Raw genomic sequence first — 14,221 nt, 5'->3', positions numbered from 1 at the left:
TGACCTCTCTTAGCGACCTAAAGCGCTTCGTTTTTCAATCTGCCGAGCGGCTGTTCGTTTGAAGCACCACCCTTTCGTCTGTAAACGAAGTAATCCGGGTTGCGAAGATCAATATATTCGAGCATATCGTCAAGGAGGCGCGTTTCATCCTGTAAACGCGCGAGATACCTGACGGCGGCGCGCTCGCCGGTTTCGGGAAACTTGATGTCGATCCCTTCGCGGGTTTTCAGGTTCCAGCGCCGGTCACTGACCCGGATAAGCGCTGACGCACGCCCCCAAAGCAAAGGCTCGGCCTGCAGCGCTTTGAGCATATCGCTCGCAGCGCCGGGCGCGCCGGCCCCGACAATCAGCGGCAGATCGGCATACTCGTATGCGTTCACTTCGCGGATTACCGCCCCCTCACCATCGATCAAATGCAAATCACCGGAAAGCTGCCAGACCGCAGCCGGTTCGCGCTCACGCACCGAAACATGCACCGTATTCGGGAACAAGCGGGAAACGGCAGCGACACGCACCCAACCGATCTGCTCAACAGCAGCGCGGGCGCGGTCAGCATCGAAGTGCATGATCGAGGAACCGATGACAGGGCCGATGGCGTTCAGAATTTCTTCTTCGCTCGCGCGCGACATTCCGCGCGCCGTGATGCGTTCGATTTCCAGCCCTGCGGAAACCGCGCGCTCGCCAGCGAAACGGTTCAATTGTTCGCCAGCAAGGCCGAAATATCCGCCCGCCCATAAAAATCCGACCGCGACAATCGCAAGCAACACGGAACTGGCAAGCGCAGCATAGGAAAAACGCGTCCATATAGTTGCAATACGATCGAAAAAAGTCAGTTCCTTTTTCCGCGATGATTTTTTGCGCGTGGCTTTCTTTTTCATCTTTGGCATGAGGCGTCCTCCACCATCCAAGCGCAAAGCTCAGGAAATGAAATCCCGAGATGCGCAGCCTGCTCCGGCGACAAGGATGTCGGCGTCAGGCCCGGTTGCGTGTTGACTTCGAGACAGAAAACCTTGTCGCCGTCCGCGTTTTCATCATAGCGAAAATCCGAACGCGACAGGCCTCTGCAACCGAGCGATTGATGCGCGCGCAGCGCCATATCGAGGCATTGTTCGGTGATATCCGCCGGAATATCCGCCGGCACCACATGGCTAGAACCGCCGGAAGCATATTTGGCTTCGTAATCGTAAAAAGTGAGCGCGGTCGTAATCTCTGTGACGCAAAGCGCGCGGTCGCCCATGACGGAAACGGTAAGCTCGCGGCCGGGTATGAATTTCTCGACAAGCACGTCATCGCCGAGCGACCATTTTTCTGACGTCAGTTCCGCTGGCGGGCGGTTGTCGCCTTCGTGCACGATGAAAACGCCAACAGATGAGCCTTGCGCATTCGGTTTGATCACATAAGGCGCGGACATGACCTTGCCGCCAGCGGCCTCTTCGCGCGAAACGATGACGCCGTAAGGCGACGGAATTTTTGCATCCTCGAAAACAGCTTTCGCACGCTGCTTGTCCATGGCGAGCGATGAAGCAAGAACGCCGGAATGGGTGTAGGGAATGTCCATCACCTCGAGGATACCTTGCACACACCCGTCCTCGCCCCATTGCCCATGCAGCGCATTGAAGACAGCGTCGGGTTTTGCCTCGGCGAGACGCAAGGCGATGTCGCGGTCAACGTCGATTTCATAAGACTCATACCCGGCTTCTCGCAGGGCTTTCGCCGCCGCCGCGCCGGAAACCAGCGAAACTTCGCGCTCTGGCGACCATCCGCCTTTCAGAACTGCGATGCGGTTGTATTTTTTTGTCATCGCGATGCCTCACCTACGCGCTTGATTTCCCAGCGCAACTCAACGCCTGTTTTTGTTAAGACATCCTTACGTAAAGACTCTATTAACTCTTCCAAATCCGCCGCTGTCGCGTCGCCGCGGTTGATCATGAAATTGCAGTGGCGCTCAGAAACCTGCGCGTCGCCGACGATGCGCCCGCGTCCGCCGATTTCATCGATGAGCTGCCAGGCTTTGCGGCCGCCTGATTTTTCCACGTCGGGATTGGCGAAGGTCGACCCGCCCGTTCGCTCGCGGATCGGCTGCGAGGCTTCACGCTCGGCGCTGATCTTGTCCATGCGGGCGATGATGGCGTCGGGCTCGTCAGGCGTGCCTTCAAAAGTTGCGCTGATGAAGATTAGATCATCAGGCGCTGATGAATGACGATAGGAAAACCCGAGATCGGCGTTCGAAAGAACCCGCCGCTCGCCCTTGCGGTCATAGGCGACTGCCTCGACAAGCACGTCTTTTACCTCGCCGCCATAAGCGCCGGCGTTCATTTTTATCGCGCCGCCGATCGTGCCCGGCACGCCGCGAAAGAATTCGAGCCCCGCCACGCCTTCCTGCGCCGCGCGTTTTGCGACCTGCGCGTCTATACATCCCGCACCGGCGGTGACGCGCATCCCCTCCACATGTACTTGGCGAAACGGTGAACCGAAACGGATAACAACACCGCGCACGCCGCCATCGCGCACCAGCAGGTTCGAGCCGACGCCCATAACGTAAACCGGAATTTCTTCCGGCGTTTCTTTCAGGAAATGCGACACGTCTTGCTCATCGGCAGGCATGAACAACACATCCGCCAGCCCGCCCACGCGAAACCAAGTGAGCGCAGAGAGATCCGCGTTCTCGATATACTTGCCACGGACAGTGGGGAGGTATTGGACGGTGATTTTTTTCACCTAATCCCTCCACCCGGTCATCCCGGCGAAAGCCGGGATCCAGCATAAGTATAAAGCCGGGCAAAGCCCGTCATTTTGTTTTAACTGGCCCCCGGCTTTCGCCGGGGTGAGCGGGGAAACCAGCCTAACTTCACTATTCGGATGCATGGCGACAGGTAAAACCATTAACCTGGGTTAATCACTTCGCGGTATTCTTCCAACAAGCCGTCAGGGAACTCACTTTTCTTACGCGTACGCATGCAACTGTGCGTCGTTAGAGATCCATTCTGTCTTCGGAAGGCAAAAACCAAATATTCGACGCCCTTTTCGAAGGTAAGTCCACAATTTGCTCCATAGTCTAGACTCAAATAATGCGTCACAAATAGTTTTTCGTCTTTCTCGCCCTTAAGCATTTCAGCTACTGAAAATCGTGTGCTGCGATTGTATTCAGAACCAAATAAACCGCTTAACGTTCTACCTGTTTTCTCTGCAGCGCCGATAAAAATAACATCAGATATGCCAACATGTTCTTCAATACTTTCAAACTGGGCGCACGAGCATGCGATGGCTTGCGATGTGAAAAGAAAGAGCACTGAAATTGTGGCGAAAAGTGATCTGAACATACTTTACCCAATCTTCTCCAGCGCACCCGCCAGCGCATTCGCATGTTTGGTGATGTCGCCGGCGCCGAGGCAAATAACATAATCGCCCGGCTCCGCCGTTTCGGCGATCACGCGCGGCAGATCGTCGAAACTTTTCAGCGCGCTCGCATCGCGGTGGCCATGGCTTTCAAGGCCTGCGACGAGACTATCTCTGTCATAGCCTTCAAGTGGAGTTTCGCCGGCCGCATAGACATCGGTGATCAACGCCACGTCCGCTTCATTGAGGCAGGCGCAGAATTCATCGAACAGGTTCTGCAAACGCGAGTATCGGTGCGGCTGCACCACCGCGATGACCTTGCCTGACGCAATGTTGCGCGCGGCGCGCAGCACCGCCGCGATCTCCGCCGGGTGATGGCCGTAATCGTCGATGATGGTGACGCCTTTCCACTCGCCCGCTGGCGAGAACCGCCGCTTGACGCCGGCGAATTTCGCAAAGCCCGATTTGATCTGTTCGTTGCTGGCGCCGAGTCGCTTGGCGACAATGGCGGCGGGTAGTGAGTTCAACACATTATGTGCGCCCGGCATCGGCAGTTTGACGTTATCGATGCGCCCGATCTCGGTCCCGCGCTCGCGGAAAATAATGTCGTAAACGGAAGTCCCGTCCTCAAACCGGATATTCGCCGCGCGGACATCCGCCTGCGGATTGACGCCGTATGTAATAAGCCGCCGGTCGGTGACGCGGCCCACCAGCGCCTGCACCTCCGGATGATCGAGACAGACGACGCCGAAACCGTAAAACGGCGTGTTCTCGATAAAGATGTCAAACGCGTTGCGCAGGTTTTCAAATCCGCCCCAGTGATCGAGATGCTCAGGGTCGATATTGGTGACGATCGCAACCGTTGTCGGCAAGCGGATGAACGTGCCGTCGCTTTCGTCCGCCTCGACCACCATCCAGTCGCCCTCACCGATGCGCGCATTGGCGCCGTAAGCGTTGATGACGCCGCCATTAATCACTGTCGGGTCGAGATTGGCTTCGTCGAGCAGCGCCGCGACCATGGTTGTCGTCGTCGTTTTCCCGTGGGTGCCCGCGACGGAAACGGTCCATTTGAGGCGCATCAGCTCCGCGAGCATGTCGGCGCGTTTCACCACGGGAATGTGGCGCGCGCGCGCAGCAGCAACCTCAGGATTGTCGCGCTTGATCGCCGTTGAGATGATCACCGCATCGGCGCCGTCGACATTTTCCGGTTTATGGCCGATGACGATGGGCACGCCCTTGTCGCGTAAACGCTGCACGTTCGGCCCGTCGGCCACATCGGACCCGCGCACATCATAGCCGAGATTGCGCATCACATCGGCGATGCCGCTCATGCCAATCCCGCCGATGCCGACAAAATGCACGACGCCGGCGCCGAAGGGCAGCCGCACCTTGATTTTAGGCGGATCGATTTTTGAATATTGGTCTTTATTCGTCATATTACGCTTTACTTCGTGTCGCGTATTATTGCGCGACGATATTTTCTACGAGATCGGCGAGCCGCGCGGCCGCGCCGGATTTGACCGCGCCCTTGGCGGCGGCGGCCATGGATTTCAGCCTCTGCGGATTTGTCAGCAACGCCTCCAGAAGGCCGGTCAATTCATACTCGTTAATCTCTTTTTCCGGCAAAATCACGGCCGCATTTTTGTCTTTTAAAGTCCGCGCGTTACCGGTCTGGTGATCGTCCATGGCGATGCCAAGCGGCACCAGGATCGATGGGCGGCCGATGGCGGCGAGTTCCGTCACTGTTGAGGCTCCGGCGCGGGATAACACAAGATGCGCCGCCGCCATGCGTTGCGGCAAGTCAGCAAAGAACGGCGCAACGTCGGATTTCACGCCAGCCTTGTCATATGCTGCTTTCACGTTTTCCATTTCGCTTTCACGCGCCTGATGCGTAACGACAAGACGCTGACGTAATGCTTCCGGCAGGCTTGCAATCGCCTTCACGGGCGCTTCAGAAAAAATGCTGGCCCCTTGAGAACCGCCAAAGATCAGCACATTGATCTTGCCATCGAGAGATGGGTAATCAACGCCTTCAAGCGCTGCGACCGCATCGCGCACGGGATTGCCGACTTCCATGGTGAGCACGCCCGCCGGTAATTTCTCCAGCACCGGAAAGGCGTGCGCTGTAAAGTGAGCGCCTTTGACCAGCAGACGGTTCGCCCGGCCCAGCACGCCATTTTGTTCGTGCACACCGTAAGGGATTTTCATCAGTTCCGCCGCCTTCATGGCGGGCAGCGAAGGATAACCGCCAAAGCCGACAGCAGCAGACGGCTTTCTTTTTTTGAACTCGCGCAGCGATGTAAACAAACCGCCAGCGATGGAAAGTGCAGCCGTAACTTTCGCCACAGGCCCGCCAATGGACGGCGTCGCGGCGGAAATTTCAAACCGCTCATCGGCTGGAAAGTTCGCGGCGTACCGGCTCCCGCGCGCATCAGTGACGAGCAACACCTTGTGGCCGCGCCGGTTGAGTTCCTGCGCCAGCGCTTCAGCGGGGAACAGATGTCCGCCGGTGCCGCCTGCCGCCAAAGCTATGGGGCCGTCAAAATTCACGGCATGATTTCCTTGCGCCGGAAGACGCCTTGATGCGTTCTGGTCAGCGCGAAGATCAACCCGACCGTCAACCCCGTCGCCAACAGCGACGAGCCGCCATAGGAAATAAACGGCAACGTCATGCCCTTGGCTGGCAACGCGCGAAGCGTGACGCCGATATTGATGATGGCCTGAAAACCGATCAGCGCCGCAAGGCCCGTCACCGCGCATTGCGCGAACATGGATTTGAGCCCCGCCGCCACCGCCATGACGCGCGCGGTAAAAATCGCAAACAACAGGATGATCAACACGGCAAGCGCAAAACCGAATTCTTCACCCGCTACAGCGAAAATAAAATCCGTATGCGCATCCGGCAGCGCGCCCTTTACGGAAGCCGCTTCGCCGCGTCCGAACACGCCGCCATTCGCCAGCGTCTCAACTGAGCGATCCACCTGATAGGTTTCATTGGAACCGGGCTTCAAAAATCCGTCGACGCGCGCGGCTACGTGATCGGAAAAATAATAACCGGCGGTGAGCGCGCCAAGCCCTGTCACGCCGAGCCCGGCAATCCACAACCAGCTCCACCCGGCGACAAAAAACATTACCGCCCAAACAGCAGTGACGAGCGCCCATTGACCGAAATCAGGCTGCATTAATAGGAGAACGGCGAAAACGGCATAAAGGCCGATTGCAATGGCGCCGCCCGGAAACTTCGGATCGCGCGCGCCCTCGGCCAGCATCCAGGCGGCGGCGATGACGAATCCGGGTTTTGCAAACTCCGACGGCTGGATCGAAAACCCGCCGATGTAAAACCAGCGTTTGGCGCCGTTCACTTCACCGGCGAACAACAAAACCGTCACCATGGTGATGACCGCCGCAAGAAACACGATCACGCCCAATCGTCGCGCCTGCAACGGCGTCAGGAATGACAGCGCCATGATCATGAAGAGCGTTGGGCCAAGAAAGATAAGCTGCCGCGCAGAAAAATGAAATTCGCTGACGCCGCCAATACGCGACGCAGCCGATGGCCCCGCCGCCATCAGCACCACGAAACCAATAACGATGATGAGCGACAGGATGGCGAGGCTCGGACGATCGATAGACCACCACAGCCGCGCAAAGGGAGAATCATCAAGCCGGGAAAGCTGCCTCATGCCGCCTCTCCATTTGTCGACGACAGATCAGCGACGAGATCGCGAAACTTGTCGCCGCGTTCAACAAAGCTTTTGAACTGATCATAGGAAGCACATGCCGGCGACAATAAAACGACAGGGTTTGCCTTGTCGGATTTCAGCGCATCCGCACTTGCCGCCGCGACAGCTTTTTCAAGATCGCCGCACAGAACGCAATGGACTGAGCCTCGCAATTGTTCCTCGAACTGCGCCGCCGCCTCGCCGATGAGGTAGACGCTATGCACGCGATCCATCATCGGTTTCAAACTTTCAACGCCACCCTCCTTGGGTTTGCCGCCGGCGATCCAGAAAATATTGTCAAATGCAGCGAGCGCCCGCGCTGTGGCGTCAGCGTTCGTGGCCTTTGAGTCGTTTATATAGAGCACCTTGCCGTTGCGGCCGACATCTTCGAGCCGATGGGAAAGCCCCTCAAACCGCTGCGCCGATTTAACGGCCAGCGCCGGCGGCACGCCAAATTTCTCACAAACCGCAATGGCGGCGGCGGCGTTCTGCCAGTTGTGCGGGCCGCGCAAGCTGCGTGCGTTCTCCAGATCGCCGGCGAGCAAAGTTTTTCCGTCGAGGTTGCAATAAAACTTGCCGTCAAGCGCATAAACGCCGCGGCCTAATGCGCTGCCTGAAGAAACAGGCAGCACTTCAGCCGCATCGCGCGCCATCAGTTCGGTGCACACGCTCTGTGCGTAATCATCGTCGACGCCGATGACAGCAAGGTCTTCTTTGGTCTGGTTTGTAAAGATGCGCTTTTTCGATCTGAGGTATCCCGCAACATCGCCATGACGTTCGATATGGTCAGGCGACAAATTCAGGAACACCGCAGCATCAAGACGCAAAGTTTCCGTCAAATCGAGCTGAAACGACGAAAGCTCCAGCACGTAAATCGCATCGCTCGCAAACGCCGGTAGCGACAACACCGCCTCGCCGATATTGCCGCCTACATAAACGTCCTCGCCCGCCTGTTTCAAAATATGGCCGATCAGGGCTGTCGTTGTCGATTTTCCGTTAGAGCCAGTAACACCCACAATGCGCGGTCGCGCGCGCTTGTCGAGCTTGTTAAGCGCTCGCGCAAAGAGTTCGGTATCGCCAATCACCGGCACGTTTTCCATCCGCGCCTTGCGGACGATTGTATGCGGCTTTGGATGGGTCAGCGGCACGCCTGGTGAGACAACCAGAAAGTCCATCTCTTTCCAGGGCCAGTTTTTCGGATGCTCGCAGCGGTATTCTGTATCCGATGTCTTGTCCCGCGCCTCACGATTTTCATCGAAAGAATAAACGCGCGCGCCAGAGGCGACCAGCGCCTCACAGGTCGCGATGCCTGACACGCCGAGACCGAAGACGCCGACATTCTTTCGTTTTACGTCAGGGATAAGGATCATGAATACCCTATCGCAGTTTTAACGTTGCAAGACCGATCATCGCCAGCACCATGGCTATGATCCAGAAGCGGATGACAATGGTCGACTCTTTCCAGCCGAGATGTTCGAAGTGGTGATGGATCGGCGCCATGCGAAAGACGCGCTTGCCCGTCAGTTTGAACGAAGCGATCTGGATCATCACCGAAAGACCTTCGAGCACGAAGAGACCCCCGACAATCGCGAGCACGATTTCATGTTTTGAGGCAACAGCGATCGCTCCGATGGCGCCGCCTAGTGCCAGCGAGCCGGTGTCGCCCATAAAAATCGCCGCCGGCGGGGCGTTGTACCAGAGAAAGCCGAGCCCCGCCCCGATAATAGCGCCGCAAATGACCGCAAGCTCGCCCGCACCCGGCACATAAGGCACGCCAAGATAGTCGGCATAAATGATGTTGCCGACAAGGTAGACGATAAGCGCATACGTGCCAGCCGCGATCATCACCGGCACCGTAGCGAGGCCGTCCAATCCGTCAGTCAGGTTCACTGTGTTCGACGCGCCGACAATCACAAACGCCGCAAAGGGAATGATCAGGAGTCCCAGCGGCACGCCCGGCGCATTGAACCAGTTCTGGAAAATATCGAGCGGCACAAACGGCACCGGCACTGCGGTGGCGAGACCCGCCGGCGCATCCGGCGCAGCGCTGAGCGCATCCATGCAGAACCAGCCGGCGGTCAGCGCCACGGCAAACTGGACGGCAAGTTTCAGACTGCCAACAACGCCGCTGGCGTTCTGTTTGGTGACTTTCAGATAGTCGTCGATGAACCCAAGCGCGCCAAAGGCAAGCGTCACGCCCATGACGATCCACACATAAATATTGTCGAGCCGCGCCCATAAAAAAGTCGCAACCACCAGCGACAACAGGATCAAGACGCCGCCCATGGTCGGCGTGCCGGCTTTTTCGATGATATGATTTTGAGGGCCGTCCTCGCGGATCGGCTGACCGCGACCCTGCTTGCGGCGCATCCATCGGATAAGCGACGGGCCCAGTAAAAACGCAATCAGCAGCGCCGTCATGATCGCACCGCCTGTACGAAACGTCAGGTAGCGAAACACGTTGAACAGTTGGAACTGATCCGCGTAAGGGGTCAGCAAGTGATAAAGCATCAGGCCCGGCCTTCTATGTTTTCTTTTTTACCGCTGTCTTTCAGCGCGCGCGCGACAGCACTTACTTTAGAGGCGTTCGATCCCTTGACCATGACAATATCGCCCGGCGCAACCATATCGAGTACCGGACCGACGAGACCGACGGCGTCGCCGGCGTGAAGCCCGCGCATGTTCGGCGGCAATTGATCCCAGAGATGACGCATCAACTGGCCCGCTGCGTAGACCCGGTCAACCTTCGCCGCAACTAACGCTTCGGCAAGAGCGGCATGAAGCTGCGGCGCGTCCGGCCCGAGTTCCAGCATCTCGCCGAGTACGGCGATGCGGCGGCCTCCGGCTTCAAGCTCGCTGGCGCCGAGAAGGCCGATCGCCGCCGACATGGACGCCGGGTTAGCATTATAGCTTTCATCAATGAGCGTCGCCTCGCCGCCATCAACAATGATTTGCGCGCGCGCGCCGCGCCCTTCGGTTGGCGAAATATCGGCAAGCGCCCGGATAGCAGGCTCCAGCGGTGCGCCCACGGCGTCGGCGGCGGCGAGCGCTGCCAGCATGTTTGTCGCTTGATGCCGCCCCGGTATGCCGGAGGGAAATTCGTAGATTTTGTCTTTGATTTTCGCTTTCAATTGCGCGCCAGCGCCATCCGCCTGATAATTGAGCAACTGAAAATCGGCGCCGTCTTTTTCTCCGAAGGATACAAAAGAAGCAGCGCCAGCTTCTTCCGCCCGTTTTTTCAACAACGGAAAAAAATCGTTGTCGAACGGCAGAACGGCGACGCCGCCGGGCGCAAGACCAGAAAAAATTTCCGCCTTGGCTTCAGCGATTTCCTCAACTGACTTGAAAAACTCAAGATGCGCCGCAGCAACCGTCGTGACGATCGCAGCGTGCGGACGCACAAGCCCGGTCAGCGGCGTTATTTCGCCTGGATGATTCATACCGATTTCAAAAACGCCAAAGTCGCAGCGCATTGGCAACTTCGCCAGCGTTAACGGCACGCCCCAATGATTGTTAAAGCTTTTATCCGCCGCATGGACGACGCCGGCGCTCGAGAGGATCGCTCGCAATATTTCCTTGGTGCTGGTTTTTCCGGCGCTCCCCGTGACAGCAATACGCTTACCGAAGTTGCGTATGCGCGCGGCTTTGGCGAGATCGCGCAACCCCTCCAGCGTGTCGCCGACAACAAGCAATGGCGCTCCTTCAGGCGCATTTTCCGGCGCCTTCGCCACCAGCGCCGCTGCCGCGCCAGCGTCAAACGCGTATTGCAAAAACTCATGTCCATCACGAGCATCGCGTAGCGCCACGAAAATATCACCTGGTTTTAGCGTGCGCGTATCAATCGATATCCCGCCTGCAGACCATTCTTCAGCATCCCAGCGCTTAGGGTCGCCGCCACGCGAACAGAGGGCGCCGCCGGTCGCTGCCGCCGCTTCATAAGCCGTCCATAATTTTTCAAGTGCAGTTGTCATCGCCCGAGCTCCTTCATGCGGTTCGCAATCGCGCGGGAAGCAACTTCCGCGTCGTCGAACGGCAAAATTTTATCACCCACCACCTGTCCGGTTTCATGCCCTTTCCCCAAAATCAGCAGCACGTCGCCGTCTTTGAGCATCGCGACCCCCGCCGCGATGGCTTCTTCCCTGTCGCCTATTTCCTGCGCGTCAGGACAACCTTCCATGACTTGTTTGCGGATTGCCGCAGGACCTTCGTTCCGTGGATTGTCATCGGTAACAATCACTGTATCTGCGTTTTCGAATGCCGCCGCCCCCATGAGCGGACGTTTGGCTTTGTCCCGGTCGCCGCCGGCCCCAATGATGGTTACGACGCGGCCTTTGGCGTGTGGCCGAATTGCTTTCAGCGCTGTCGCCACGGCATCAGGCGTATGGGCATAGTCAACATAAACCCCCGCCCCGTTGATGCTCGAAACCATCTGCATCCGTCCGGGCGCGCCAGTGATATATTCAAGCAGCGGAATTATATCACCCGCTCCGGCGCCAGACGCCATCGCAACGCCAACCGCAAGCGCCACGTTCTCCGCCTGAAACGCGCCAATCAAAGGCGTTGTAACGACATAAGTTTTCCCATCAACAACAATTGAGAGATTGAGCCCGGACAGTTGCGGTACCGCTTCAGTGATCTGAACGCTCTCTCCCTTTACGCCGGTTGTAATAACCCTCAGTCCACGCTTTTTTACGAGATTAACAATCTCTTCCGCGCCCTCGCCGTCTGCGTTGACAACAACAACGCCCTCATCGCTCACCAGCTCGTCAAACAACCTCGCCTTTGCAGCGAAGTACTCATTAAAACTGGCGTGATAATCGAGATGGTCTTGCGTAATATTCGTGAATGCCGCGATTTTGAATTTCACGCCGTCAGCGCGGTTCTGAACCAGACCATGGCTCGATACTTCCATGGCGAGATGCGTGACGCCTTCATCCGCCATCTCTTGCAGCGTTTGATGCAGCATAACTGGATCAGGCGTCGTGTGGATCAGGTTTCGATCATAGTTTTCGGCCTGCGCTCCGAGCGTGCCCAGGCTGCCAGAGACCTTGCCAAGACGCTGCCAGATCTGCGCGGTGAACCGCGCCGTCGATGTTTTGCCGTTAGTGCCAGTGATGCCGGCGATCGTTTGAGGCTGACGCGGATAAAACCGCGCCGCCATCTGTGAAAGGCGCTTTCGCGGTTCGGTATCGACAACTATTGGCAGTCTCGACGCCACACCGGGCCGTGCAAGCACCGCGCAAGCACCATTTTCTTCTGCTTGCGGAATAAACTTTGCACCGTCGAAATTGACGCCAGGCAGCGCGGCAAACAGAAAGCCGCGCGTCACGGCGCGGCTGTCTGCCGTAAGACCGGCAATGACGGGGTCAGGCGAGAAAGTCTCGCCGGAAAGTTCAGACAGTTTCAACGCGCCCGCTCCCCGTCAGCAACCTCAAGACGCGCCTGACGGCGTCTCGAAAACCGGTCTGCAGGCGGCTCGCCGGTGATGAACGCGGCCAGCGCTGTTGTGTCGCCCACTTGCGACAATCCTAATAGCGGCGCTGCGCGTTCTACAAAACGCGAAAAGGCCGGCGCCGCATTCCACCCGGCCGTCGCATAGCCATAGGTACCCTCAATCGCTTGCGGATTATCAAACGTAATCAGGATCGCATAGCGAGGCGCATAACCGGGAACCGCACCGACAAAACTCGCGATGCGCGCATCTTTCTCATAACCGCCAGTCTTGGAAACCTTGTCGGCGGTGGCAGTTTTACCAATCGGATAATAGCCGGGCGCTTCGGCGAATTCCGCGGTGCCGTCCGTTATCACGCGGCGCAAGACACGACGCATCGCGGCGCTCGTTTCCGGTTTGAAGACCCGCCGCCCCTCCGGCGCCTCATCGACCGCAAGGAAAGACGGCGTTCTATAAACGCCGCCATTCACCACTGCCGAATAAGCCGCCAGAAGATGCAGCGGGGTAACGGAGATGCCGTGACCATAGGAAATCGTCGCCGTTTCTACCGGCCCCCATTGGGCGGGAAGTTGCGGCGCGCGGTTTTCATTAAGCTCAATCGGAAGCGCTTCAAACAACCCGAGATCTTTCAGAACACGCCGTTGTTCTTTCGAACCCAACTCTATCGCCATACGCGCGGCGCCAATGTTTGAAGAATGCTGCACAACTTCCGATAAGGTCAGAATGCGGTTTTCACCATGAAAATCCCTGATGATGCGGTCGGCGACTTTATAGGTTCCTCGCGCGTCGTACGGCGTCGCTTCACTGGCCAGACCCGCATCCATAATCGCTGCGGCTGTGAATGACTTGAACGCCGAGCCAAGCTCATAATTGTCATAGGTGGCGCGATTGCGGCGAAAATCGTCCGGTGCGGCGCCCGGCTCGTTCGGATCGAAGTCTGGCATGCTCGCCAACGCCACGATCTCGCCTGTCTCGACATCCATGACCGCGCCCCATGCAGCTTCAGCATGGAAAGTTTTCATTGTGCTGGAGAGTTCGTCTTCAAGCGCCTGTTGCACGCGGATGTCGATCGAGGCGCGCAGTTGACCATCGCCGCGAAAACGGTTCGCCGCTTTCTCCAACCCCATGACGCCGCCCTTGCCCGGCTCATCATGACCGATGACATGCGCGGCAAGATCAGCCTGGGGGTAAAACCGGTCGACCCGCGCGGCAAAACGAACACCAGGCAAGCCGAGATCGAAAACCGCTTTTCGTTCTGTCGGCGTAAGATCCGACTTGACCTCTTCGTAGCGGCCTTCCTCAAGTTTCAAGGTGAGTTCAACAGGGTCGATGCCCGGCAATACATTCGCCAGCTTTTGCGCCGTCTCGCCTGCATCCCAGACATCACGGCCCGCTACCTCCAATGCGATGACAGGCAGGTCTGCGGCCAGCAAGGCGCCGTTGCGGTCAACGATTTCCGGCCTTGGTCCATCCGCATGCGTTGCTTCTGCGTACAGGCTTGACGTCTCAATCTGGCCGAAAGAGACAAAAGCCAACCTTACGCCGAGTGCGCCAAAGACAAACACAAAGACGACTGCGCACATCATCACGCGCACCCGCGCACGATCGGCGAAACGGCCACGCGCGCCGGACGCCTTTATGTGCAGCGCCGCCGTATCTCTCTCGACAGAACGCGTATCAGCTATCACATACGCTCTTGGCTTTAACCGCT

Annotated in this window: 12 protein-coding genes; all 12 read right to left on the bottom strand. The window is 57.8% G+C overall.

Annotated elements, in window-relative coordinates:
• Window positions 1–17 precede the first annotated feature (17 nt).
• The 12 genes from PUV54_RS10560 to PUV54_RS10505 all read right to left on the bottom strand — a co-directional run bounded on the left by PUV54_RS10560 (window position 18) and on the right by PUV54_RS10505 (window position 14,198).
• Window positions 18–887, bottom strand: a complete 870-nt coding sequence (locus PUV54_RS10560; protein ID WP_274492201.1) for a cell division protein FtsQ/DivIB — start codon at window positions 885–887, stop codon at window positions 18–20.
• On the bottom strand, window positions 875–1,801 hold the full coding sequence (locus PUV54_RS10555; RefSeq protein ID WP_274492200.1) for a D-alanine--D-alanine ligase: 927 nt from the start codon (window positions 1,799–1,801) through the stop codon (window positions 875–877). Before PUV54_RS10555 ends, PUV54_RS10560 begins: the two co-directional genes overlap by 13 nt.
• Window positions 1,798–2,718 (bottom strand): UDP-N-acetylmuramate dehydrogenase, encoded by a 921-nt coding sequence (gene murB, locus PUV54_RS10550; RefSeq protein WP_274492199.1) that lies wholly within the window; start codon window positions 2,716–2,718, stop codon window positions 1,798–1,800. The genes PUV54_RS10555 and murB overlap by 4 nt, the downstream gene beginning before the upstream one ends.
• Window positions 2,719–2,882: 164 nt before the next feature.
• A complete protein-coding gene (locus PUV54_RS10545; RefSeq protein WP_274492198.1) occupies window positions 2,883–3,320 on the bottom strand; it encodes a hypothetical protein in 438 nt (145 codons plus the stop codon).
• A 3-nt stretch (window positions 3,321–3,323) separates the two neighbouring features.
• Window positions 3,324–4,724: a UDP-N-acetylmuramate--L-alanine ligase gene (murC, locus tag PUV54_RS10540; RefSeq protein ID WP_420797957.1), complete on the bottom strand. Its 1,401-nt coding sequence runs from the start codon at window positions 4,722–4,724 to the stop codon at window positions 3,324–3,326.
• A 73-nt stretch (window positions 4,725–4,797) separates the two neighbouring features.
• On the bottom strand, window positions 4,798–5,886 hold the full coding sequence (murG, locus tag PUV54_RS10535) for an undecaprenyldiphospho-muramoylpentapeptide beta-N-acetylglucosaminyltransferase (protein WP_274492196.1): 1,089 nt from the start codon (window positions 5,884–5,886) through the stop codon (window positions 4,798–4,800).
• On the bottom strand, window positions 5,883–7,019 hold the full coding sequence (locus tag PUV54_RS10530) for an FtsW/RodA/SpoVE family cell cycle protein (RefSeq protein ID WP_274492195.1): 1,137 nt from the start codon (window positions 7,017–7,019) through the stop codon (window positions 5,883–5,885). Before PUV54_RS10530 ends, murG begins: the two co-directional genes overlap by 4 nt.
• Window positions 7,016–8,428, bottom strand: coding sequence for a UDP-N-acetylmuramoyl-L-alanine--D-glutamate ligase (gene murD / locus PUV54_RS10525; RefSeq protein WP_274492194.1), 1,413 nt, complete (start codon window positions 8,426–8,428; stop codon window positions 7,016–7,018). The genes PUV54_RS10530 and murD overlap by 4 nt, the downstream gene beginning before the upstream one ends.
• Window positions 8,429–8,435: 7 nt before the next feature.
• Complete coding sequence (gene mraY, locus PUV54_RS10520; RefSeq protein ID WP_274492193.1) at window positions 8,436–9,569, bottom strand: phospho-N-acetylmuramoyl-pentapeptide-transferase; 1,134 nt, start codon at window positions 9,567–9,569, stop codon at window positions 8,436–8,438.
• Complete coding sequence (locus tag PUV54_RS10515) at window positions 9,569–11,029, bottom strand: UDP-N-acetylmuramoylalanyl-D-glutamyl-2,6-diaminopimelate--D-alanyl-D-alanine ligase (RefSeq protein WP_274492191.1); 1,461 nt, start codon at window positions 11,027–11,029, stop codon at window positions 9,569–9,571. The genes mraY and PUV54_RS10515 overlap by 1 nt, the downstream gene beginning before the upstream one ends.
• Window positions 11,026–12,465: a UDP-N-acetylmuramoyl-L-alanyl-D-glutamate--2,6-diaminopimelate ligase gene (locus PUV54_RS10510; protein WP_274492190.1), complete on the bottom strand. Its 1,440-nt coding sequence runs from the start codon at window positions 12,463–12,465 to the stop codon at window positions 11,026–11,028. Before PUV54_RS10510 ends, PUV54_RS10515 begins: the two co-directional genes overlap by 4 nt.
• Window positions 12,462–14,198 carry a peptidoglycan D,D-transpeptidase FtsI family protein gene (locus PUV54_RS10505; protein WP_274492189.1) on the bottom strand — a complete coding sequence of 579 codons (1,737 nt, stop codon included), beginning with the start codon at window positions 14,196–14,198 and terminating at the stop codon, window positions 12,462–12,464. The genes PUV54_RS10510 and PUV54_RS10505 overlap by 4 nt, the downstream gene beginning before the upstream one ends.
• Window positions 14,199–14,221: the final 23 nt, after the last annotated feature.

Source organism: Hyphococcus flavus, assembly GCF_028748065.1.
Lineage (GTDB): Bacteria > Pseudomonadota > Alphaproteobacteria > Caulobacterales > Parvularculaceae > Hyphococcus > Hyphococcus flavus.
The sequence above is the reverse complement of the archived record's forward strand: the minus strand, read 5'-3'. Positions and strand labels throughout refer to the sequence as shown.

Coding starts and splice junctions, on each gene's coding strand:
- PUV54_RS10560 (WP_274492201.1), bottom strand. CDS start 887: ATGCCAAAGATGAAAAAGAAAGCCACGCGCAAAAAATCATCGCGGAAA.
- PUV54_RS10555 (WP_274492200.1), bottom strand. CDS start 1,801: ATGACAAAAAAATACAACCGCATCGCAGTTCTGAAAGGCGGATGGTCG.
- PUV54_RS10545 (WP_274492198.1), bottom strand. CDS start 3,320: ATGTTCAGATCACTTTTCGCCACAATTTCAGTGCTCTTTCTTTTCACA.
- PUV54_RS10530 (WP_274492195.1), bottom strand. CDS start 7,019: ATGAGGCAGCTTTCCCGGCTTGATGATTCTCCCTTTGCGCGGCTGTGG.
- murD (WP_274492194.1), bottom strand. CDS start 8,428: ATGATCCTTATCCCTGACGTAAAACGAAAGAATGTCGGCGTCTTCGGT.
- mraY (WP_274492193.1), bottom strand. CDS start 9,569: ATGCTTTATCACTTGCTGACCCCTTACGCGGATCAGTTCCAACTGTTC.
- PUV54_RS10515 (WP_274492191.1), bottom strand. CDS start 11,029: ATGACAACTGCACTTGAAAAATTATGGACGGCTTATGAAGCGGCGGCA.